Below are 22,545 nucleotides of genomic sequence, written 5' to 3' on the forward strand. Positions count from 1 at the left end.
TTGCTAAAAGAAATTAAACACTGAATTAAAATATATAAATTTTAAATTTAATCGATATTAGAAGTTTTCCAAGCACAAGAAATATTAAATTTAATAGATTCATAGAGGTACTCTAATGATTGAAACTGAGAGACTAATATTAAGACAATGGAAGGAAGCAGATTACTCATCTTTTATAAAAATGGGTTTAGATCCAGATGTTATGAAATATTTTCATGAAGTTTTGACCCCACAACAGAATATTGAGATGGCGGAAAAAATTTATGAGTTAATTGAACGAAACGGGTGGGGCTTTTGGGCTGTAGAGTTGAAAGATACTAGTGAGTTTATTGGTTTTATTGGATTGCACAATCAACCAGTGTTATTCGAATTTTCTCCATGTGTTGAAATTGGATGGCGGTTATTAAAAAGATATTGGGGAATGGGGTACGCAACAGAAGGTGCAAGAGCTGCATTGATATATGCTTTTGAAGAGCTTAATTTAAATAAAGTAGTTGCATTTACAGCTTTGACAAATAAGCCTTCAGAAGCAGTTATGAAAAGGCTAGGTATGACCGAAGTTAAGCAATTCAAGCATCCAGAATTACCTACAGGGCATATTCTTGAAAATCATATTTTATATGAAATAAATAAAGATACCTTTATAAAATAATTTTGAAATTAATTTATTAAAACTAATCTTTCTTAGACAAGGAATATACAGACCATTTTTTATCTTGAAATTGTTTGAGCCAATGTCTAATCATGACTTCAGTTTCAGAAAAAAGTGGTTGTGGAAGCTCATCAATGCTAAACCATTCCCAACGCTCAAAAATCTCAGATTCTGTCACGCAAATTTGAGTTTTTAAACGTTCATCTAAAAGTTGATAAATCGTTCCGAACGTAATCTTCACCGCCTCAGCATTTTGATCAATGATCGTATTTAAGGGTTGAATAGACTCAATATATTGACTCAGATCTAAAGCAGTTTCCTCTAACAATTCGCGTACTGCAGCATCTTCAATTGATTCATGGGCATCCATTTTTCCACCCGGGAAACACCATGAGGCAGGTTCATCATTTTTGTTTCTATAACCCAATAGAACTTTTTGACGTTGATCAATCAACATGATGCCCACGCCGATGATGGAGTTGCTTTTAATATTCATGATTGTGCACATCTAGCTGCTCTGTGTTCTACAAAGTACAACAGCGATATGACAACGCTAACTTTCAAATGTTTCAAAACATGTAATTTAAATAAAAAATCATTCACATTTATAGGGGATTTTACCTATCACTATAGTGAAGAAAACCTATTTTATTTCTCTAAAACCTCTATACCAGTGAGAATAAATCAATATTTCTACAAGATAATCCCTTAATTCAACATAGATTCATCCTTATATTTCCCAGCCTCCTTTCAAGACTAGATTAAGACATGCGCTAGACGATTTAGAACATCGCCAGCAAGGAATTTAGCAACGAGGGGGATGCGGTAAATGGTAAGGAAATATCTAACTTCTGTGGCATTGACCACATGTCTTTTCAGTAGCGCAAGTTTAGCGCTTGCCGCTGAAAATGGCGGAAGTGCTTATCCAGATGGGACAGAGAGTTTTTTTGGTGGCGCAATGCCGCCACCTGGGATGTATCTCGTCAGTTATAACCAATACTACAACGCAGATAAATTTAAAAATGATCATCCAGTATTTGATGATTTTAAAATTGATACTTTTGCCACAGTTGCTCGTGGTGTCTATGTCAGTGACAAAACATTTTTAGGCGCGACATGGGGCATGCATGCATTCCTTGTATATGCCCATGCAGATCTTACATTAGGTGGTCGTCAAGATGATCACATGGCAATGGGTGATCTCATTATCGATCCATTCTTATTGGGTTGGCATAAAGGGGATTGGCATGTGGCGACAGGTGTCGACTTTTATATTCCAGTTGGCTCTTACAACAAAAATAGACTCGCAAATATTGGACGTAATTATTACACCATTCAACCGATTATCTCGACCACATACTTAAATAAACAAGGTATCGAAGTCAGTACCAAGTGGATGTATGACATCAATTTCGAGAATAAAGATACCAAATACGAGTCGGGTAATGCTTTGCATGTCGATTACTTAGTCGCGAAACACATGGGACCTTTGGCGGTTGGTGTTGGTGGTTACGTACATCGTCAGCTTGAAGGTGACTCAGGTGAAGGTGCTGTTTTAGGTGATTTTAAAGCTAAAGCAGCCAGCGTAGGACCACAGGTTCGCTATCAATTCCCTAAAGGGTATGCAATCGCAGCGAAATATCAAAAAGAATTTGATGTTGAAAACCGACCAGAAGGTCAGAAGTTCGCAATTGATATCACCATTCCATTTTAAAACATTGTTACCCAAACATTAGAGCAAGCATATAGAGGTAAGGCCATGAAAATTGAGAATCAAGAATATGCAGCAGGCAGTGCTGGAGCTGTCGATTATTTAGTGGTGAATGAGTTTTCAGGCGGTATCGTCGGACCGAGCCAACGTATGCTTGGCCCTTTAAAAAATGGTGGGACACTTAAAACTGGTACACCTCCAGGATGCTGGGGTCCCATGATTACACCTGCATTCCAAGGTGGGCATGAAGTAACACTGCCTGTCTTTATTGAAGGTGCAGAGGTGGGCGATGCTGTCGCTTTAAAGATAAAACACATGCATGTGACCTCTACGGCGACCTCATCTGGTGTGATGCAATTTGTTGAGGGGCGTTATAAAGGCGATCCGTTTGTTGCGAAATATTGTGAGGCATGTGGTACTGAACAGCCTGCAAGTTATGTAGAAGGGATTGGCGACGACGCGATTCACTGTAAAAACTGTGGTGCAGAAGTCAGTGCTTTTCGCTTTTCACATGGTTATGTGATCGTGTTGGACGAAGAAAATAAAGTGAGTTTGACGGTCAATCAAGAGATTGCCAACAAGTTAGCTGGTAATGCCAATGAGCTTTCTGCATTACCTGAACATGCTGCACAGCATTCTATTCTATCACTAGCGCGTGCTGACATGCCGGGTGTTGCTGCACACATGCGTCCATTCCTCGGAAATATTGGTACGACACCTTCACGTGATTTACCAGACTCTCATAACTGTCACGACTTCGGTCAGTACTTGATTAATGCACCGCATAAATTCGGGATGACTGAAGAAGAGCTTATCGCAGCCAAAACTGACGGTCACATGGATACCAATTCGATTCGTCCAGGCTGTATTTTGATTTGCCCTGTGAAAGTACCAGGTGCAGGTGTCTACATGGGAGATATGCATGCGCAACAAGGCAATGGTGAAATTGCAGGGCATGCCACGGACGTTTCAGGCGAAACAGAATTACAAGTGGAAGTGATTAAAGGCTTAACTATTGATGGTCCAATTTTACTTCAAGCACCAGATGACTTACCACCAATGGCACGTCCATTTACCAAGGAAGAGCGTGAAAAAGTGAAAGCTTTAGGTGCGCGTTGGGGACAAACTGAAATTGAGGAAAGTGGTCCAATCACATTTATGGGAACAGGTAAGAACCTCAATGATGCAACGGACAATGCTTTAAATCGAGCGGCAAAAGTCACAGGTTTAAGTGTGGATGAGGTTATGAACCGTTGCACAATTACAGGCTCTATCGAAATCAGCCGTTTACCAGGAATGGTACGTGCAACCTTCTTATGCCCAATGCCAATTTTAGAAAAATTGGGGATCGCAAACTTAGTTCGCGAACATTACCAACTTTAATTCATCACGTGAACGGCGGTTGATTCGGGTGATTCAAACGCTGTTCGAAAAAAGCATGAAATTTACTGAACTTAAAACTTAGAAACGAGAACTTGAACAGGAATGTCATATGAACAGTAATGCAAAACTCCGTTGGGGCGATTTATATCCAGAACTTGGTATTGAGCCTATTCCAACCGAACCATGTATTTCGCCAGAGATCTATCAGGAAGAAATTGAAAAAGTTTTCTCAAAAGTTTGGTTGAAAGTGGGGCGTGTAGAAGAAATACCAAAGAAAGGCGACTATAAAGTTAAACGCTTAGATTTTGCTAAAACCTCAGTCATTTTAATGCATGGTAAAGATGGTGAAATCCGTGGATTCCACAATATTTGTTCACACCGTGGTAACAAAGTTGTGGTGGAAACCGGCAATGAAACCTTTGGTTCAAACAAAGCCGCAGTCGTGACGTGTCGTTTCCACGGTTGGGTTTACGATGCTAAAGGTGATTTGGTCAGCGTACCTGAAGAAGAAAAATTCACATCTTGCTTTGACAAAGGTCATAACGGTTTAGCACCAATACGCACCGAAGTGTGGGAAGGTTTTATCTTCATCAATTTGGATAATGACGGCACTCAATCGGTAGAAGAATTCTTAGGCGGTATGGGACAGCATTTAGGCGGTTATCCATTCCATGAAATGGAAGAATGCTTTGCCTATAACACAGTTCTGAACTGTAACTGGAAAGTCGCTCATGACGCATTTGCTGAAGCGTATCACGTGGCGACCATTCATGCAGGCTCTTTCCCGAATGTATTCGCATCAGGTTTACAAGAAGTGCAATTGTTTGGTGATCATCGTACTTGCGCTGTGTGCTTAACCAAAAACGCCAATCCAAAACCAGCGGCTGCATTGTCAGGTGAGATCACTGGCGCATCATTGGTGAATCACTATGAACGTGTTCAGCTACCTAAATCAGTCAATCCAAATGATCGTGATGACTTCTCGTTTGAATTATCTGTCATTTTCCCGAATATCTTGGTGCATGTGACTGAAGGAGTATGGTTCACCCATCAGTTCTGGCCGGTCGGCCATAACCAAACCCGTTGGGAGGGTCGCTATTACCTGCCTAAAGCGAAAACCTATTCAGAGCGTTGGGCGCAAGAGTTTGCACAAGTATTACAACGTAATGCGTGGTTAGAAGATACTGCCACCATGGAAGATACCCAAGAAGCACTTGAGTCTCGAGCGAAAAAAGTGATGCATCTACAAGACGAAGAAATCCTGATTCGTCACGGTTACCACGTTCTTGAACAATACCTGAATCGCGCATAAGGAGAATGCACATGTCAAACATCATTTCACAATTGCCAGCTGACTTTGCAAGCTTAGAACCTTTTGTTGCGAAATGGGCTTTAGGAACGGGTAAGCAACGCCATGAAGCGCGTTTGAACTCAACCAAAGAAGAATTGCAAGCATTTTACGATGCTATTTTGCCCGAAATGCGCAAGCTACTTGCCGCACTCGATCAATATGTCCTAGGGACCTTACCTGAAGAGCTTCATAAGTTGTATTGGTTAAGTCTCAGCTTTGCTGAAGTTGCACCACACATCGAGCTTTATAAGGGTTCAGTTGGCGTACCGTATGCATTTGCGGAGAACCGTTTCATTTATGAAACTGGTGACATGGTCAACGTTTAAGAGGAATACAGGATGAGCCAGCACAATCTAGAACAGCGTTTGCATTATCTGGAGGCCTGCGAGGCGATTCGTGGCCTGATCGGTCGCTATGCAACAGCGGCTGATCAGCGCAACAATCCAGCCATTTTACAGCATGTATTTCACCAAAATGCCGTTTGGTGTGCTAAGGGTTTTGGGGAGTATCAAGGACGTCAAAATATTTTAGAGGCATTGTCCAATATTGCAGAGGCTCAAGTGTTATGGAGCTTACATATTATGGCCATGCCCGATATACAGCTCCTAGATCAAGACCATGCAAAGGCAACTTGGATGTTATGGGAAGTCTGTAATTTAGCCGAGGAATCAACAACAGCCGCAACAGATCAAGTTAAACCTGCAACGACCTGTTGCTTAGGTGGATTTTATAAAACAGAAGTAAGTCGGAATGAGCAGGGTGAATGGAAATTTGAACGCGTCGAATTGAATTTGACCTTCAATCAACCCTATCCGAACACAGTTAAATAGGCACTGAATCAATACGGCCTAAGGGGAATTTAAGATGAGAAAAATTGCAATTATCGGTGGTGGACAAGCAGGCTTATTACTCGCGTTCTCGCTACTCGAAAATAAATATGATGTCACTTTATATGTAGATCGCCCTGCGGATGAATTGTTACACGGTCGTATGGTCAGTACCACGATGTTCTTCGCCAATACATTAGAGTTTGAACGCAAACTTGGTTTGAATTTCTGGGATGGGAAAGCGCATCGTGGTCAAGCATTGCATGTCGATTTTCGTGCACCAAACGGCGATATCATGTTACCTGTGACTGGTTTTTTACATGATAATGACGGTATTGCCATGGACCAACGAACCAAATATCACCGTTGGTTAGAGGAATATCCGCGCCGTGGTGGCAAGCTCATCATTCAAAATGTCAGTCCAGAAGATTTGGAAGTAATCACTGCTGAAAATGATTTGACGATTTTGGCGGCAGGTAAGGGCAATATCACGAGTTTATTCAAACGCAATGAAACACGTTCAGTGCATCAAACGCCGCCACGTAAATTGGCTGCTGCACTCGTCGTAGGTGATGATTTGTGTGGTCCAAATAGTTGGCAAGGTCAACCATCTCAGACTTTGCATTTTAATTTTGTTGCAGGTGCAGGTGAATACTTCAGTATGCCGTTCTATAGTCACACGCATGGTCCATGTCGTAGTTTCTTATTTGAATGTGTACCGAATGGTCCAATGGATATCTTCGATGATGTGACGTCTGGCGAAGAAATGGTCCAACGCATGAAAGAAGCGGTTGCCAAAGTAACACCAGATCAAAGCTTCCGTATGGTCGATAATATGGAATTAAGTGATCCAAATGCATGGCTCAAAGGTGCATTCCGCCCTGAAGTTCGAGATCCTGTTGCAACCTTAGATAACGGTGCAAAAATTTGGGGGATTGGAGACACTGTCATTGTAAATGATCCAATCGCAGGACAAGGCGCAAACAATGCAACTCGTATGGTGGAGCATTATTTAGCTGCGATTTTAGCACGAGGTGATGAAGACTTTAGTGCAGATTGGATGACAGAAGTATTCGAGCAATTCTGGGAAAAGTCAGGTCGTTATACCACAGAATTTACCAACTTGCTGTTAAACCCACCAAGTGAAAGCTTATTGCAAGTGTTAGGCGCAGCATCGCAAAACCAAGCGATTGCAGATGATTTTATGGGGCATTTCAACAATCCATGTGGTTTCTGGCCAGCGGTAGATGGTGAAGCTGGGGCAAAAGAATACTTGTCACGAAAGGAGTTTCAACATGCAGCTGCCTGAATTACTTTGGCAGGATGTTGATCTGGCGGAAGCGAAATCGCTCCGTCAGGCATTTGGTGGCTTTGCGACAGGAGTGGCGATCGTCACTTGCCTAGACCAAGATCAACAACCTGTAGGGTTGACGATTAATTCCTTTAGTTCAGTGTCTTTAGATCCTGCATTGGTGTTATGGAGTTTAGTCAATCATTCTCCAAGCCGATCTATTTTTGAAAATGCTGAATACTTCGCCATTAATATTTTAGGTGCACATCAGCAGGAAGTAGGCTTAAACTTCGCTAAGCCGATTGCGGACAAATTTCAGTATGGTACGTGGAAAATTCAAGGTTCGAAAGCACCTGTTTTAGAAGGATGTGTCGTGCAATTTATTTGCAAAAGAGCTCAACAAATTGAAGCGGGTGATCATCAAATCTTCCTCGGTAAAATTGAGCAATGTCGCCACAGTAATCAACGACCTCTGCTGTTTTGCAAGGGACAATTTAATGAATGGCCTGAGTACAAGGAGGTTTCATGACAGACTTAGATGGAAAAGTCGTCTTGGTGACAGGTGGTGCGACACATATTGGTCAAGCCGTAGTCCAAGAGTTGAAAGGCTTAGGTGCACAGGTCATTGTTGCTGATATTAATCAAACTCAAGGACAGCAAGTGGCAGACGCAACCCAAGCGCAATATGAATTTTTAGATCTCGCTAATGATGACAGTATTCGCACATTAAGTGGAAAACTCACTCAGTTAGATGTCTTGGTTAACCTAGCGTGTTTGTATGAAGATCATGGATCTGAATCTACACGTCAAGATTGGCAAAACACGTTCAATGTCACGGTATTTGGTCACGCAGCGTTAGTACAAGCATGTCGACCACTTTTGAAAAAAAGTACTGATGGTGCCGTAATTAATATCAGCAGTGTCAGTGCACGTATTGCACAAAAAGAACGCTGGGTCTATCCAGCATCTAAAGCAACTTTAGAGCAACTCACACAAAGCATGGCACTGGATCTAGCACAAGATGGTATTCGTGTACATGCACTCTCATTAGGTTGGACTTGGTCCGTCCCAATGCAAATGATTTCCGGCGGAGACCGCGCCAAAACTGATCGAGTGGCAGGACGTTTCCATGTGTTAGGACGTATTGCGGATGCAGAGGAAGTCGCACAAGCATTAAGTTTATTGTGTAGCCCGAAAGCAAAATTACTTACAGGCAGTGTGATTCATGCCGATGGTGGTTATCACATTCTAGGTCCTGAAGCCACAGATTCACCGATAGAGGAGTTAACTCAATGAACATTAAAATGACCAATGTTGCTGAGAAATTTTTGTGTTCAACCTCTGATGTGGAACAGGGTGAGGGACTACAAATCATTATTGACGGTTATCCTCCATTGGCAGTGTTTCACTTAGAAGATGGCGAGTTCTATGTCACCGATGATACGTGTACACATGGTGATGCATCATTGGCAGATGGTGAGATTGATGGCTGTGAAGTGGAGTGCCCATTTCATGCGGGTGCATTTAATATCAAAACCGGTGAACCATGTGGTGCACCTTGTACGATTCCACTGAAAACCTATCAATCGATTGTACGTGACAATAATGTTTATTTGGTGGAGTGATGCCGATGTATAAAATCCAAATAGACGGTCAAGCCGAATTTTATTGTTCAGCTAATGATGTATTGCTACGCGGTGGCTTACGTGAAGGACTAGGCATTCCTTACGAATGTAATGCGGGTGGTTGCGGGACGTGTAAAATCGAAGTCCTGTCAGGTGAAGTAGAAAATTTATGGGCAGATGCACCTGGATTAAGCGATCGTGATAAACGTAAAGGTCGGTTACTGGCGTGTCAGTGTCGCCCCAAATCGGATTGCGTGATTAAGCTTCGTTTAGACGAACAATGTGTTCCTAAAATTATTCCAAAACAAAAAAAAGTAACATTGAAGCATGCTCATTTGGTGACACATGATATTTTGGAAGTACATTTTCAATCAGATGAGCCAGCACAATTTATTCCTGGACAATACGCTTTAATTTGGGTGAATCAAGAGTTACTTCGTGCGTACTCAATGTCTAACCTACCGAATGAAGAGGGGGTATGGATCTTTCAAATTCGACGTGTTCCTGATGGTAAAATGACCAATCTGTTATTTGATGAACAGTTACGTGAAAAGGCTGATATTCAAATTGATGGTCCATATGGGTTAGCGCATTTACAAGAGAAGCCTCGCCCTATTGTGTGTGTGGCTGGTGGTTCTGGACTTGCTCCCATGTTAGCGATTGCTCGAGGCGTTGCAGTTAACTCACATTTGCAACATCAAAAAGTCTGGTTTTTCCATGGTGGTCGTGAGCAACGTGATTTGTTTACTGAAAATCAATTACGTGACTGGACAGAATTAGGGGAACGCCTCAATTATGTGCCTGCAACCTCCTCTGAACTCATTGAAGGTATCCGTTCGGGGTTTATTCATGAAGTGATTCAAGATGTATTAGGCGAACAGTTGCTTGAGCATGAAATTTATTGTGCAGGTCCGCCACCGATGGTGAAATCTATTGAACAAATGGCCCATCAAGCAGGTATTCCACAACAACAAATTCATTTTGATCGTTTCTTTTAATCGAAGATATCATTTTTCTCCCGCTCAGGCGATGGTTAACCCATCGCCGGTATTGAGCGATCACGACACATCAAGACCATATTGACGATCTGTGCGATAGATTCAGTTCCTAATTTCTGACGAATATGAGTGCGGTGAATTTCTACTGTTTTATGGCTGATATTCAACATTTGTGCGATATGTTTACTCGAAAGTCCATCGACCAATAAATTGATAATCTCACTTTCTCTTGGTGATAAAGATTTCAATTTAATCATCTGTTCTTGACGTTTTTCTTCTTCAATAAAGTCTTGTTCAGCAAGTTGCAGACAGACTTGGATTTGATTAAGCATATGCTGTGGATTAAAAGGTTTTTCTAAAAAATCAAATGCCCCAGCTTTCATCGCATTGACCGACATTGGAATGTCGCCGTGACCAGTCATGAAAATGATTGGCATACGGATTTTTTGTTGATTCAATTGTTGTTGTAGTTGCAAGCCACTCATCCCTCGCATACGAATATCAAGGATTAAACATGCAGGCGTTTGCGGGCGCTGATAATTCAGGAATTCAGTAGCACTATTGAATGTTTTAGTTTCGAGTTGCACGGAATCGAGCAACCATGTGAGTGAATTACAAATGTCTTGATCATCATCTATCACATACACAATGGGCTCGGGAACATGAGAATTAGTTAAATACATTTTGCACGCTCCTGTGCTGCTAAAGAAATATTAAAAATGGCACCAGACTCACCTTCACAGACCCATAAATAACCATGATGATTTTCAATGATGCTCCGAGACAGGGTTAAGCCAATGCCCATACTGTTGTTTTTACTTGAATAGAAAGATTCAAAAATTTGTTCTGGATTTTGCCCTTCGAGTCCAGGACCATTATCTGCAATTGCAACCCGAGCATGTTGGTTATGTTGCCAAGTGCGGATATAAATGTCCCTTTCACCTTCGGGATTATTTTGTAGAGCATCGACCGCATTAAAGACGAGATTGATAATGACTTGGCTAAAGAGCGTTTCATCTGCTGATATAAAAATAGGTGAAACACTTAATTCATAATGGATGGTACATCCACCTTGATCAGCTTTAAGGTTAATCAAAGGATGTAACTCTTGAATAAGATGATTCACAGAATGAATCTGAAAATTCGCCTCACCTTTACGCAAAAAACTTCGCATGCTGTGAATAATACCATTGACGCGATGTGTTTGATTTAACGCAGCATTGAGGGCATCAAGTGTCTCTTGTGAGTTGGCTAAACCGTTTTGAATGCGAATAATACTGCCTCCGACATAATTATTGAGTGCAGCCAGTGGTTGATTTAATTCATGTGCAAGTGCGGTAGCTAACTCACCCATAGTTTTGCAACGTGACATATGACCAAGTTGCTTTTCTCGAGCACGTGCTTTTTCTTCAGCCTCAATACGTTCAGTGATATCACGATAATTTACCAATATACCTTGAATATCAGGGTGATCTAATAAGTTACGATAGGTTGCCTCATGGTGTCGCCATTTTCCATTGTGGTGCAAGATTTTGTAATGAATCACACCAACTGCATGTTGTTCTGTTTTTTTAAATAAAAGCTGTCTGACTTTAATACGATCGTCGGGATGAATAGCGGTTAACACATTCTTATTAAGTACAAAGCGATCCCGATAACCAAGAATACCTTGTAGAGACGGGCTGGCATACAGCAACTTGCCTTGTAAGTCGAGAATAGCAATTCCATCTCCTGAATGTTCAAGCAGTATTTTGAAATACTGATCTTTAGACTGTAAGGCATATTGATATTTTTTGATTTCGCTGATGTTGCGTACTAGAGCAAGAAGCTTTGGTTCATTTTCGATTTCAACTTTTTTAAGACATACTTCAACGGGTATATGACGTTGGTCATGAGACTCTATTAACCATTCAAATGTGATTGCTTCATCTGTTGTTGTGGCGGCCTGTTGAACTTTTCTGAGCGCATGATGTAAATCAAAACCATGTTGAAAAGCACTGATCTTTTCAACAGTCATCTGTGTCAATTCAGATTTACTATATCCTGTAAGTTCCACAGCGGCTTCATTGACATCCATAAATTGGACGCTGCCAATATCATGTACAAAAATTGCATCGCCCGCTTTATCAAAAATAGTTTGATAATATTGTAAGCTGGTCATTGTAGGTCCTTACCTGAGATGGCTTCCGGCTATCGGGTATAGGGAGAAATATCGTCACTGATAAATCATTTTTTTTATAAGTAAATACTGCATTAAGGGGCAGCATCTTGCAATTAGACTTAGGGTCTAATTACATACTTTTAACATATAAAAATATTCATGTGAAAAATTTATCAGTGATCTCAATGTTATGCAATTTAGATACCATATTACTTCAACTGATTTAGGTGACAGTTACACGAGGAATGTTAGCTCAAAAAATATCATCTTTTTATCTAACGAATAAAATCAAACTTTATGCTATCTACATACAATCCTTTTTTGATTAGTCATTACACTGGATGAGGCATAGAATAAAACCCGTCAGTCCTACTCATTAAAGTGATATTTTTATGGCGTTCAGTTGGATTCTCTTTACCCTCATGGCTGCTTTTATGCAGGCTTGGCGCAATGCCTTTCAAAAACAATTGAGTACCACTGTCGATGTATGGGGCGTCACCCTTGCACGCTTTATCTTCGCCTTGCCTTTTGCATTGATTTATTTGAGTAGCCTTTATCACTTCTCACCGGTAACAGCGACTGTTCAATTTACGACAAAATATTGGGTTTATATTTTTATCGCAGGCATTAGCCAAATTTTAGCCACTGCATTGATGGTGCAGTTATTTAAACAAAAAAACTATGCCATTGGCGTGGGACTGGCTAAAAGTGAAGCGATCTTAGCTGCAATCATTGGCGTTGCTTTTCTCTCTGATCATTTGTCATGGTTGGCATGGTTTGGGGTGTTACTGGGTGGTTTTGCTGTGTTTCTGTTGAGTCGGGGACATGGTTTTACTGGATTTTCACCCAAAACACTGATGATTGGCATCGGGAGTGGTTTGTGTTTTGCTATCACTTCACTATTGGTTAGAGAGGCCAGTCTTGAACTAACAATGTTGCCAACAATTCATCGCGCTGCATGGGTATTACTGTCGGTGATTGGCTTTCAATGCTTGAGTATGCTTTTGTATCTGAGCTTATTCCGTCGTCAAACGCTGCTGGCGATGTGGCAATGTCTAGGACTGACCTTTAAAGTCAGTGTATGTAGTTTTATGGCATCACTGGGATGGTTTACTGCCATGAGTATGATGAGTGTCCCAGTGGTCAAAACGCTCGGTCAGATTGAGATTTTGTTTAGCTTATTGATCTCCGCTTATTTCTTTAAAGAAAAGTTAGCGAAAGCCGAACATTGGGGATTAGCTTTAGTTGTGATTGCAGCAATCTTGGTGATTTGGGCTTAAACATTTTTATAGATCATTGAATATTCTTTAATAAGAAGAAGGGGATGCACCAATAGATTTCATGTTGGCATGAATAATGCTTAATTTTGATGCGTAAATGGATTGATGTTGAACAAGACATTTCGCGAGTTGAAATTAAAGCAAAGTATTCAAGCGACAATAGGAAAGGCATGAAAATCTATACTCAAAGAATAGAAGCAGTGACAGAAGATCAAGCTTTCGAAACTGTGCAACTCAACTTTGATACACGACAAAAGAGCCGTTTTCGTGCAACTTTAGTTTCAGGGTGCGATATTGGTGCAGATTTACCGCGCACAGGTATTCTTCGCGGCGGATCATTTATTGCAACTGAATCAGGTGACTTACTGCGGGTGGACGCATTGCCCGAACGCCTGATGTGTGTTCAAGCTTCTTCTGAATTTGAGCTTTTGAAAGCAGCCTATCATTTAGGGAATCGTCATGTCCCTCTTATGCTCACGCCTAGTGCACTATATTTTGAACCTGATCATGTCTTAGTCGAAATGGTCGAAGGATTGGGTTTAATGGTCACGGAAGTGGATCATCCATTTGAGCCAGAAAGTGGTGCTTATGCTCAGCATGCACATGATCATCGTCTAAGCCCAATCAAAGCGATTCATGCTCATGCGCATCACTAATGCAGCTCACTTACTCAAACTGTTAACTTTGTCCTCTACAGCTTTGCCTGTAGGCGCTTATTGCTATTCGCAAGGTGTTGAAAGTGCGATCGATCAAGGTTTGATCCATGATGAGCAATCCAGTATTGCGTACTTCGAAGAAGTTCTGGAAATGCTTTTGGTTCGTTTTGAGCTACCTGTATTGAAGCGTTTGATGCAGGCCCATGATAATGAACAGCAGTTTAATCATTGGGCGCAGTTGTATCGAGCCAGTCGTGAAAGTCGTGAGTTATTGGCTGAATCGCAACAGTTGGCATTTTCCTTGAACGCATGGATTAAAGATGTATTGAAAATGCCCGTTACGGTCAAAAAACAACTTGGATTTGTACCCGTATATGCTCAGTTATGTGGGCGATTGGATCTGAATATCGAAGATGTTTTAACGGCGTATACGTTTACTGTTTTAGAAAACCAAGTACTTGGCGCAGTCAAAACTGTGCCGCTCGGTCAGATGAGTGGTCAACGAATTTTGTGGCATTTACATGGCTTAGTCCCAGACGCCATAACGCATGCAATGTGTATAGAAGACCATCAACTCAGCAGTGCCTTACCTCAATATGCCATGCTCAGCATGTCGCATGAAACACAATATTCACGCTTATTTAGATCTTAAGAAAAACATAAGGAATAAATGATGTCAGAACGTTCTCCTTTACGTGTCGGAATTGGTGGACCAGTCGGCTCTGGTAAAACAGCACTGACTTTAAATTTATGCCGTGCATTGCGTAATAAATACAATATGGCGGTGGTGACCAATGATATTTACACCAAAGAAGATTCCAACTTCTTAACTCGTCATGAAGCCATGTCACCCGATCGTATTGTGGGGGTGGAAACTGGCGGTTGCCCTCATACGGCTATTCGTGAAGATGCCTCAATCAATTTGGCAGCGATTGATGACTTATGTGAAAAGTTTGATGGTCTAGAGTTAATTATCATTGAAAGTGGTGGTGATAATTTGGCAGCAACGTTTAGCCCTGAACTGTCTGATCTGACGCTATATGTGATTGATGTTGCTGGTGGTGAAAAAATTCCACGTAAAGGCGGTCCAGGCATTACCAAGTCTGACTTACTGATTATCAATAAAACAGATCTGGCGCCAATGGTTGGAGCGAATTTGCAGGTGATGGATCAAGATGCCAAGCGTATGCGAGGAGATAAACCGTTCTTGTTTTCAAACATGAAAACTGAAGATGGTTTAAACGAGATTATCAGTTTTATTGAAAAACAAGGTTTATTCAAAGCTTAAACAAGAGGGCTTAAAGGATGAAACAATGCAATAAATTCGGTCTATTCATTCTGGCAAGTGTTCCGAGCCTTGTAATGGCACATCCAGGCCATCATCACCATGACGCTAATTTTTGGACGGGCTTCATTCATCCGTTTACAGGATTGGATCATTTGATGATGGCACTCAGTTTCGGCGTTTTGATGTGGAGCATGTCTAAAATTTGGAAGATGATTGGGGCATGGGGCTTGCTTACAGCGCTCGTTGCTGGATTCAGTTTAGGTGCGCATGGAATTATTCCGAATGGCGTTGCAGAAATTGGAATTGTAGGTTCATTGTTCATCTTAGCTGTAAGTTTATGGACCAAATCGAACATAATTTTTCCAGTTGCAGCAGTGTTTCTATCAGTTTTTCATGGTTCAGCACACGGAGCTGAATTAGCGATGAATGGAAATGTTAGCATTCAGATTTTAGGCATGATTACTGCCATGGCAATGATTTATGCTCTTGGACTGGGTTTAGGGGCATTGATGGTGAAATTTGTTCCACAAGGTAAAAAGATTGTAGGTGCGCTAGCAGCATTGGTTGCAGTAATTGGTTTAGCGTGATCAATCTTGACAAAAAAAACTCCGCAAGCGCGGAGTTTTTTATTTACTAGGGTAATCAGCTACCATTCGCAAGACTTTCAAGCGCTTCCCAGCGTTCTAATTTCTCTAAAAGTAGCTCATCAATTTCAGTAAGTCGAATTGAAAGTTGAGTTGCTTTGTCACTATCTGACACAAATAAAGAACCATCTGCTAAAAGTGCATTAATCTCGGCTTGTTCCTTTTCCAAAGCTTCCATTTCAGCAGGAAGTTGTTCTAAAGCACGCTGATCTTTATAGCTTAGTTTAACTTTTTTAACTGCGGGTGCAGGGGCTGCTGCCGCTTCAGCCTTTGCGGCTGCTTTTTTCACCGCAGATTTTTGATCGACTACAGTTTGATCAGGACGTTGCATGAGGTAGTCTTGATAACCACCGACATATTCATCGATATTACCTTTGCCATCGAATACCCAAGTTGAAGTCACAACATTGTCCATGAAGGCACGGTCATGCGAAATAAGAAGCAATGTTCCTTTGTAGTCGCTGAGCATCTCCTCAAGTAGTTCAAGCGTGACCATATCCAAGTCATTGGTTGGCTCATCCATCACGATGAGGTTCGATGGTTTAAGCAGTAATTTCGCCAATAAAATGCGGTTACGTTCACCACCAGAAAGGGCTTTTACAGGCGTACGAGAACGTTCAGGTGAGAACAAGAAGTCTTGTAAATAGCTATAGATATGACGACGCCCGCCATTGATATCGACAAAGTCTGACCCTTCAGCCACATTATCTTTTACTGATTTTTCAAGATCGAGTACATTACGGAGCTGGTCAAAATAAGCCACTTCGAGTTGAGTACCTGTTTTGACCGTGCCTGAATGTTCTTGTTGACCCAAAATTGCTTTGATCAGCGTGGTTTTACCGACACCGTTGTCACCGACTAGACCAATACGGTCACCGCGTAGCACCAATGCGTTAAAGTTTTTGATAATTGGAGGATTGTCGCCAAATTGCACACTGAGGTTTTCAATTTCGAAGACCACTTTGCCTGAACGTTGAGCATCTTGGGTGGCCATGCTCACTTTGCCTTGCTGCGAACGGCGGGCTTTAGATTCTTCTCGTAATGCTTTTAAGGCACGCACACGACCTTCGTTACGGGTACGACGTGCTTTAATACCTTGACGAATCCAAACTTCTTCTTCTGCTAACTTTTTATCGAACAGCGCATTTTGTTTTTCTTCTGCTTCCATCTGTGCAGCTTTGAGTTCGAGGTAACGTGAATAGTTCCCTTCATAACTGCGTAAGATGCCACGATCCAGTTCCACAATACGTGTAGCAATACTGTCTACAAATGAACGGTCATGCGAAATGAAGAGTAATGTTAGATTATTTTGATCGAGTAAGAATTTTTCTAACCACTCGATACTTTCAACATCTAAATGGTTCGTTGGTTCGTCGAGTAACAAAACATCAGGTTGGGTGAGTAGTGCGCGTGCAAGAAGCACACGACGTTTACGACCACCTGAAAGATCAGCTAAATCAGCATCAGGATCAAGTCCCATTTTACTGAGGATTGAATTCACTTTAGTTTCAAGTGCCCAACCATCTAATTGATCCATTTTATGTTGCAAGTTACCCATGCGATCGCAAGCTTCCATATCGCCGAGTACACAAGCTTCGCTTGCTTCGTGATAAGCTCTAAGAACAGAAGCTGCTTCACCTGCGCCATCTGCCACAATATCTGCAACACGTCCCGAGTCCATTGGCACGTCTTGAGCCAGCATAGAAATGGTAATACCATTTTGCAGGGAAACTTCACCAGCATCAGGCAATAAACTTCCATCAATGAGTTTAAGTAAAGTAGACTTACCCTCACCATTACGGCCAATCAAACACACTCGTTCGCCGCGCTCTAAACTAAAATTCGCGCCGTCGAGTAAGTACGGTCCACCAAATGCGAGTTGGACGTCCCTTAAGGTAATATAGGCCATAATGTTTCCTGAAATCCCCTGATGAGGACTTATAATGTCGAATCAAAAAAATCTAAATGAGCAGGCGTCATTTTCCGCACCCATAGAAGATTTGCAAGTCCGAATTGCATTTTTAGATGAATTAGTTGATCAGTTAAATATTCAAATTGCATTACAAAGCCGTGAAATCAGCGATTTAAAGAAACAAATGCAAATTTTGTATCAACGTGTTGAAGCTACTCATGCTGACGATGGTGTTGCTCCATTTGATCCAATTTTGGATAAACCGCCACATTATTAAGACGTGACATAAATACTGATTATTTATTAAGAAGTATGCGTAAATAGTTTGACCTTTGATATGAAGGTCGTTGTAATAGTCTTTTCACTTGCCGAATTCTGAATCTTATCCTATGAGCGCTAAAGTTGTCCTAATAGATCTTGAAAATAACATGCCGACTTCGACGTTATTTCGGGAGATTGTGCAACATTACACCACGACCTATCTATTTCATTCGAAAGGGAGTTTTCATTACAGTCTCACTGATTTGACTGAATTTGCGAGTTGGATTAGTAGTGGTCAAATTGTCATTTTAGAAATGCTTGAGGCAAAAGAAAAAGAATTTGAGTACGCTGTGATTGTGGGGCAAATCCTGGCATTGGTTGAGCATGGCGCAGAGATTGATGTGATTTCTGCACGAAACTGTAGCACGATGTTGGCTGACATGATGCGAGCTTCTGGCATTCAATGTAATTTGATACAGGTACAACCAGAGCAACCTGTGTCAAAACTCAAATACAATGTGCCTTCAGTTGAAACTATTCGTCAAAATTATGATTTATTTAGAGTAAAGCAATATTGCGATGTTGTGGTTCGTATGGAAGGGAAGCCAAACACTTTAGCTAAGCTTAAAAACTCGATCGAGAATACGTTGCGAATAAATGACGAGCACAGCGCTAAATTGATTGGCATGCTCATTAATTTAAAGGTGATTAAAAAAGAAGGTGAGCAAATTTCCTTTCGTAAAAAGGTATTAAAGCAGTGGGCTCAATTGGATATGAATGTTGATGAAGATGTAGTAGCAGACCACAAGCTTGGTCAGGTAGATGCGTTATTGACGAAGCTACATATCGAAGCAAAAGACATTTTAGCTGAAATTGAAGAGTCACAAGACATTCAACATATTCAGAGTGATTTGTTTAAAAACTTTGAAAAAATAGATCCTGTCCAGCTGGAAGTCATCCAAAAATTGAATGCTTTAAAATCCGGAAAGCCTAAAGATATTTATGAACTGCGTGATTTATTAGAACAACTATTTCCAAAATCAGATGTGCGGTTATTGCTTAAGGAAATGATTGATAAAGGATATATTTATTGGAACGGTCATGAAGTACTTTATAGCCATGAGATGTTTTTGAACTGAAATATGCCTAGGAAAAAAGCGATGATTTTATCGCTTTTTTTATTTCAGTTGCACTGTGCTTAGGTGGGTTATACCAGATCATGCCTTACTTTGGTTCAGGTCTCAATACTGGTTTCATGCCGCTATAAATCGTATTTTTAATTTTCAACTTGCCTTTTATATTCGGCTTATGCAACTCTAATATAAGAAGCAAAAGGTGAACTATGGAAAATGCTGGACTTTGGATAACGATTCTTATCGTTGTTTTTGTGCTGGGCTCGATCTTCGGATTACGTGTAAATCCAAGAGAAAAAGCGTTGGGGATTATGCGTGAGAAAGCGCGAAAAATGGGATTACACCCGCGTTTGATTGCTGCACCTTCATGGACCAATATTCCAATGGCATCAGAAAATCGTGCCAGTATGGTAGCGTATTACAGCGTTATCATTCCTGATGGTCGCCTACCTTTAATGCGCGCTTTGGTTGAAAATGAAAAACTTAAGGTTGTTCACGGGAATGAGAAATTTAATGATTTCCCCATTGCATTAAAAGGGATTTATGCTATTGATATGCAGTCTAATTGCGTCGGTTTGTACTGGAAGGAAGAAGAAGATCTTCATGCTACACAACTTGATGAAATGAAAGCACTTTTACACAAATTGGCTGAAATTTAATTTTTTAATCTTATAGGAATAACGGTTCACTATGGCGAATGCTCCTAAGTCCACATCCAAAAGCGCTACAGCTCAATCGTCAGAAGCTGGAAAAAAACGTGCTTTAGTGATCGTCGAGTCGCCTGCTAAAGCGAAGACCATTAATAAATACTTAGGTTCAAACTACATTGTGAAATCATCTGTGGGTCATGTCCGTGACTTACCAACAGGTGCTTCAAAAAGTACGGAAAAGAAACCAGTAACACGTACCAAACAGACTGCTGAAGAGAAAGCTGAAAAAGCTCAACAGGCACTGATCAATCGTATGGGGGTAGACCCTGAGCACGGTTGGAAAGCACACTATGAAGTGCTTCCTGGTAAAGAAAATGTTGTTTCAGAACTGAAAAAGCTTGCTTCGCAGGTTGACGAGGTCTATCTCGCAACTGATTTGGACCGTGAAGGAGAAGCGATTGCTTGGCATTTAAAAGAAGTTATTGGTGGTGATGACTCTCGTTATAGACGTGTGGTTTTCAACGAAATTACTAAAAATGCCATTCAAGAAGCATTTAAACAGCCTGCTCGTTTAGATATTGATAAAGTCAATGCACAACAAGCACGCCGTTTCCTTGATCGTATTGTTGGCTTTATGATTTCACCACTATTGTGGGAGAAGATCGCACGTGGTTTATCTGCGGGTCGTGTACAGTCAGTTGCTGCGAAACTTGTGGTTGAGCGTGAGCGAGAAATTCGTGCTTTTATTCCTGAAGAATATTGGCAAGTTTTTGCAGATACCAAATCTAAAAAAGATGATATTCGTTTAGAAGCAGTCAAACAGTCAGGTAAGACATTAAAACTTCAAAACAAAGCACAAACAGATGCTTTATTAGATGTTTTAAAAGACGCTGAATTCAAAGTTGCTGCCCGTGAAGATAAACCGACCAAAGTTAATCCGAGCGCACCTTATATCACCTCGACCTTACAACAAGCAGCAAGTACTCGACTCGGTTTCTCTGTAAAGAAAACGATGACGATGGCACAGCGCTTGTATGAGGCAGGTTATATCACCTATATGCGTACCGACTCTACATTCTTGAGTGATGATGCGGTCAATATGGTACGTGGACATATCGAAACTGAGTATGGTGAAAAATATCTCCCTGCAAAGCCAAACCGTTTTGGAAATAAAGCAGGTGCGCAAGAAGCCCATGAAGCGATTCGTCCATCAAACGTCGCACTGAAGGGTGATCAACTTGCGGGTGTAGATCGCGATGCTCAGCGTCTATATGATCTGATTTGGCGTCAGTTTGTTGCATGTCAAATGACACCTGCTGAATATTTGTCTTCGACGATCTTGGTTGACGCGAATGGTGTAGAGCTTAAAGCTAAAGGTCGTACTTTGGTATTTGATGGCTTTACGAAAGTACGTGGCCAGAACAAGTCGGATGATGATGTTTTACTGCCTGCTGTGAAAGTGGGTGAAGTTCTACAACTTCAAAAGTTAGATCCTTCGCAACATTTCACTAAACCGCCTGCACGTTTTACAGAAGCATCATTGGTGAAAGAGCTTGAGAAAAAAGGCATTGGTCGTCCTTCAACTTACGCAGCGATTATTTCAACGATCCAAGATCGTGGCTATGTGAAATTGGATAACCGTCGTCTCTATGCAGAGAAGATGGGTGAAATCGTTACAGATCGTTTGGACGAAAGTTTTAACAACTTAATGAATTATGCATTTACTGCAGATCTAGAAGGTCAACTGGATAAAGTTGCAGATGGTGAGCGTAATTGGAAAGAGTTATTAGATAGTTTCTATGGTGATTTTAAGAAACGTCTGACTACTGCACAGGGTGAAAATGGCATGCGCCGTAATCAGCCTGTTGAAGTTGATGCTGTGCATTGTAAAGAATGTGATCGTCCGATGCAGATTCGTACCGGTACCACAGGTGTATTCTTAGGTTGTTCTGGCTATAACTTACCACCGAAAGAACGTTGTAAAGGTACACTTAACTTAACGCCAGTAGAGTCTTTGGCTGCATTATCTGATGATGAGTCTGCAGAAACCGCAGATTTAATGTCGAAAAAACGTTGCCCAATTTGCGAAACAGCAATGGATAGCTACGTTATTGATGGTGGTCGTAAACTTCATATTTGTGGGAACAATCCAGACTGCGAAGGTTTTGAGCTTGAAGAAGGTGAGTTCAAAATTAAAGGGTACGATGGTCCAACAATTCCATGTGACAAATGTGATGGTGAGATGCAGTTAAAGACAGGGCGTTTTGGTCCTTATTTTGCCTGCACAAGCTGTGAAAATACACGTAAAGTATTGAAGAATGGTCAACCAGCACCTCCTCGTGTCGACCCGATTAAAATGGAACATTTGCGCTCAACGAAACATGACGACTTTTTCGTATTACGTGATGGAGCAGCAGGCTTATTCTTAGCAGCAAGTAAATTCCCTAAAGTGCGTGAAACTCGTGCTCCTAAGGTTGCGGAATTGCGTACGGTTGCTGAACAGCTAGATCCAAAGTATCAGTTTATTCTGCAAGCGCCAGATACTGACCCTGATGGAAACCCAACTTTAGTGAAGTTTAGTCGTAAAAATCAAGCGCAATATATTGGTTCTGAAACGCCTGAAGGTAAACAAACGAAATGGTCTTTGATTTACCAAGATGGTAAATGGATTGAAGCTTAACGTTTAAATAACAGAAAATGCTGACCTAGGTCAGCATTTTTT

At 41.2% G+C, this 22,545-nt stretch carries 24 protein-coding genes; 20 read left to right on the plus strand and 4 right to left on the minus strand.

Translation table 11 applies throughout. The annotated features are described in order from the left end of the window. Positions 1-115: 115 nt before the first annotated feature. A complete protein-coding gene (locus AC1M9K_RS04770; protein WP_481588655.1) occupies positions 116-652 on the plus strand; it encodes a GNAT family N-acetyltransferase in 537 nt (178 codons plus the stop codon). A 22-nt stretch (positions 653-674) separates the two neighbouring features. Here the strand turns inward: AC1M9K_RS04770 and AC1M9K_RS04775 are convergent, their stop codons facing one another. Then, the gene (locus AC1M9K_RS04775; RefSeq protein ID WP_481588656.1) at positions 675-1,148 is read right to left on the minus strand and encodes a nucleotide triphosphate diphosphatase NUDT15; all 474 of its coding nucleotides are present in this window, start codon (positions 1,146-1,148) and stop codon (positions 675-677) included. A gap of 333 nt (positions 1,149-1,481) precedes the next feature. Between AC1M9K_RS04775 and AC1M9K_RS04780 the strand changes: the two genes are divergently transcribed. The 10 genes from AC1M9K_RS04780 to AC1M9K_RS04825 all read left to right on the plus strand — a co-directional run bounded on the left by AC1M9K_RS04780 (position 1,482) and on the right by AC1M9K_RS04825 (position 9,838). After that, positions 1,482-2,366, plus strand: coding sequence for a SphA family protein (locus AC1M9K_RS04780; RefSeq protein ID WP_481588657.1), 885 nt, complete (start codon positions 1,482-1,484; stop codon positions 2,364-2,366). 45 nt (positions 2,367-2,411) lie between these two features. Beyond that, positions 2,412-3,746 carry an acetamidase/formamidase family protein gene (locus AC1M9K_RS04785; RefSeq protein WP_180028361.1) on the plus strand — a complete coding sequence of 445 codons (1,335 nt, stop codon included), beginning with the start codon at positions 2,412-2,414 and terminating at the stop codon, positions 3,744-3,746. A gap of 109 nt (positions 3,747-3,855) precedes the next feature. Further along, positions 3,856-5,058 (plus strand): aromatic ring-hydroxylating oxygenase subunit alpha, encoded by a 1,203-nt coding sequence (locus AC1M9K_RS04790; protein ID WP_180028360.1) that lies wholly within the window; start codon positions 3,856-3,858, stop codon positions 5,056-5,058. 11 nt (positions 5,059-5,069) lie between these two features. Next, positions 5,070-5,423, plus strand: a complete 354-nt coding sequence (locus tag AC1M9K_RS04795; protein ID WP_092766725.1) for a hypothetical protein — start codon at positions 5,070-5,072, stop codon at positions 5,421-5,423. Positions 5,424-5,435: 12 nt separating this feature from the next. Beyond that, complete coding sequence (locus AC1M9K_RS04800) at positions 5,436-5,927, plus strand: nuclear transport factor 2 family protein (protein WP_092766726.1); 492 nt, start codon at positions 5,436-5,438, stop codon at positions 5,925-5,927. A 34-nt stretch (positions 5,928-5,961) separates the two neighbouring features. Next, positions 5,962-7,233 carry a styrene monooxygenase/indole monooxygenase family protein gene (locus AC1M9K_RS04805; RefSeq protein WP_481588658.1) on the plus strand — a complete coding sequence of 424 codons (1,272 nt, stop codon included), beginning with the start codon at positions 5,962-5,964 and terminating at the stop codon, positions 7,231-7,233. After that, complete coding sequence (locus AC1M9K_RS04810) at positions 7,220-7,744, plus strand: flavin reductase family protein (RefSeq protein WP_092766728.1); 525 nt, start codon at positions 7,220-7,222, stop codon at positions 7,742-7,744. The genes AC1M9K_RS04805 and AC1M9K_RS04810 overlap by 14 nt, the downstream gene beginning before the upstream one ends. Beyond that, complete coding sequence (locus tag AC1M9K_RS04815) at positions 7,741-8,511, plus strand: SDR family oxidoreductase (protein WP_481588659.1); 771 nt, start codon at positions 7,741-7,743, stop codon at positions 8,509-8,511. The genes AC1M9K_RS04810 and AC1M9K_RS04815 overlap by 4 nt, the downstream gene beginning before the upstream one ends. Continuing rightward, on the plus strand, positions 8,508-8,840 hold the full coding sequence (locus AC1M9K_RS04820; protein ID WP_092766730.1) for a non-heme iron oxygenase ferredoxin subunit: 333 nt from the start codon (positions 8,508-8,510) through the stop codon (positions 8,838-8,840). Before AC1M9K_RS04815 ends, AC1M9K_RS04820 begins: the two co-directional genes overlap by 4 nt. 5 nt (positions 8,841-8,845) lie before the next feature. Further along, on the plus strand, positions 8,846-9,838 hold the full coding sequence (locus AC1M9K_RS04825; RefSeq protein ID WP_481588660.1) for a 2Fe-2S iron-sulfur cluster-binding protein: 993 nt from the start codon (positions 8,846-8,848) through the stop codon (positions 9,836-9,838). A gap of 35 nt (positions 9,839-9,873) precedes the next feature. Here AC1M9K_RS04825 and AC1M9K_RS04830 read toward each other — a convergent pair whose 3' ends face one another. Together AC1M9K_RS04830 and AC1M9K_RS04835 are read right to left on the minus strand one after the other, a co-directional pair. After that, on the minus strand, positions 9,874-10,521 hold the full coding sequence (locus AC1M9K_RS04830; protein WP_035266798.1) for a response regulator transcription factor: 648 nt from the start codon (positions 10,519-10,521) through the stop codon (positions 9,874-9,876). After that, positions 10,512-11,999, minus strand: a complete 1,488-nt coding sequence (locus tag AC1M9K_RS04835; protein WP_481588661.1) for a PAS domain S-box protein — start codon at positions 11,997-11,999, stop codon at positions 10,512-10,514. Before AC1M9K_RS04835 ends, AC1M9K_RS04830 begins: the two co-directional genes overlap by 10 nt. Before the next feature lie 392 nt (positions 12,000-12,391). Between AC1M9K_RS04835 and AC1M9K_RS04840 the strand changes: the two genes are divergently transcribed. The 5 genes from AC1M9K_RS04840 (at position 12,392) to AC1M9K_RS04860 (ending at position 15,810) form a co-directional block, all read left to right on the plus strand. Further along, entirely contained in the window at positions 12,392-13,279 is an 888-nt protein-coding gene (locus AC1M9K_RS04840) for a DMT family transporter (RefSeq protein WP_035266795.1), read from the plus strand. A gap of 170 nt (positions 13,280-13,449) precedes the next feature. Further along, positions 13,450-13,935, plus strand: a complete 486-nt coding sequence (gene ureE / locus AC1M9K_RS04845; protein WP_481588662.1) for an urease accessory protein UreE — start codon at positions 13,450-13,452, stop codon at positions 13,933-13,935. Further along, positions 13,922-14,587 carry an urease accessory protein UreF gene (locus tag AC1M9K_RS04850; RefSeq protein ID WP_481587607.1) on the plus strand — a complete coding sequence of 222 codons (666 nt, stop codon included), beginning with the start codon at positions 13,922-13,924 and terminating at the stop codon, positions 14,585-14,587. The genes ureE and AC1M9K_RS04850 overlap by 14 nt, the downstream gene beginning before the upstream one ends. 21 nt (positions 14,588-14,608) lie before the next feature. Beyond that, positions 14,609-15,223 carry an urease accessory protein UreG gene (ureG, locus tag AC1M9K_RS04855; RefSeq protein WP_035266791.1) on the plus strand — a complete coding sequence of 205 codons (615 nt, stop codon included), beginning with the start codon at positions 14,609-14,611 and terminating at the stop codon, positions 15,221-15,223. Positions 15,224-15,240: 17 nt separating this feature from the next. Then, entirely contained in the window at positions 15,241-15,810 is a 570-nt protein-coding gene (locus AC1M9K_RS04860) for a HupE/UreJ family protein (protein WP_481588663.1), read from the plus strand. A gap of 55 nt (positions 15,811-15,865) precedes the next feature. Here the strand turns inward: AC1M9K_RS04860 and AC1M9K_RS04865 are convergent, their stop codons facing one another. Further along, positions 15,866-17,776, minus strand: a complete 1,911-nt coding sequence (locus AC1M9K_RS04865; protein WP_481588664.1) for an ATP-binding cassette domain-containing protein — start codon at positions 17,774-17,776, stop codon at positions 15,866-15,868. 34 nt (positions 17,777-17,810) lie between these two features. Between AC1M9K_RS04865 and AC1M9K_RS04870 the strand changes: the two genes are divergently transcribed. The 4 genes from AC1M9K_RS04870 to topA all read left to right on the plus strand — a co-directional run bounded on the left by AC1M9K_RS04870 (position 17,811) and on the right by topA (position 22,503). After that, positions 17,811-18,056, plus strand: a complete 246-nt coding sequence (locus AC1M9K_RS04870) for a SlyX family protein (RefSeq protein WP_035266784.1) — start codon at positions 17,811-17,813, stop codon at positions 18,054-18,056. A gap of 112 nt (positions 18,057-18,168) precedes the next feature. After that, a complete protein-coding gene (locus tag AC1M9K_RS04875) occupies positions 18,169-19,179 on the plus strand; it encodes a hypothetical protein (RefSeq protein ID WP_481588665.1) in 1,011 nt (336 codons plus the stop codon). Between the two features lie 203 nt (positions 19,180-19,382). Next, entirely contained in the window at positions 19,383-19,832 is a 450-nt protein-coding gene (locus tag AC1M9K_RS04880; protein WP_035266779.1) for a hypothetical protein, read from the plus strand. A 31-nt stretch (positions 19,833-19,863) separates the two neighbouring features. After that, positions 19,864-22,503: a type I DNA topoisomerase gene (topA, locus tag AC1M9K_RS04885; RefSeq protein ID WP_035266776.1), complete on the plus strand. Its 2,640-nt coding sequence runs from the start codon at positions 19,864-19,866 to the stop codon at positions 22,501-22,503. Positions 22,504-22,545 lie beyond the last annotated feature (42 nt).

The organism is Acinetobacter sp. 24-47-67 (assembly GCF_056779735.1).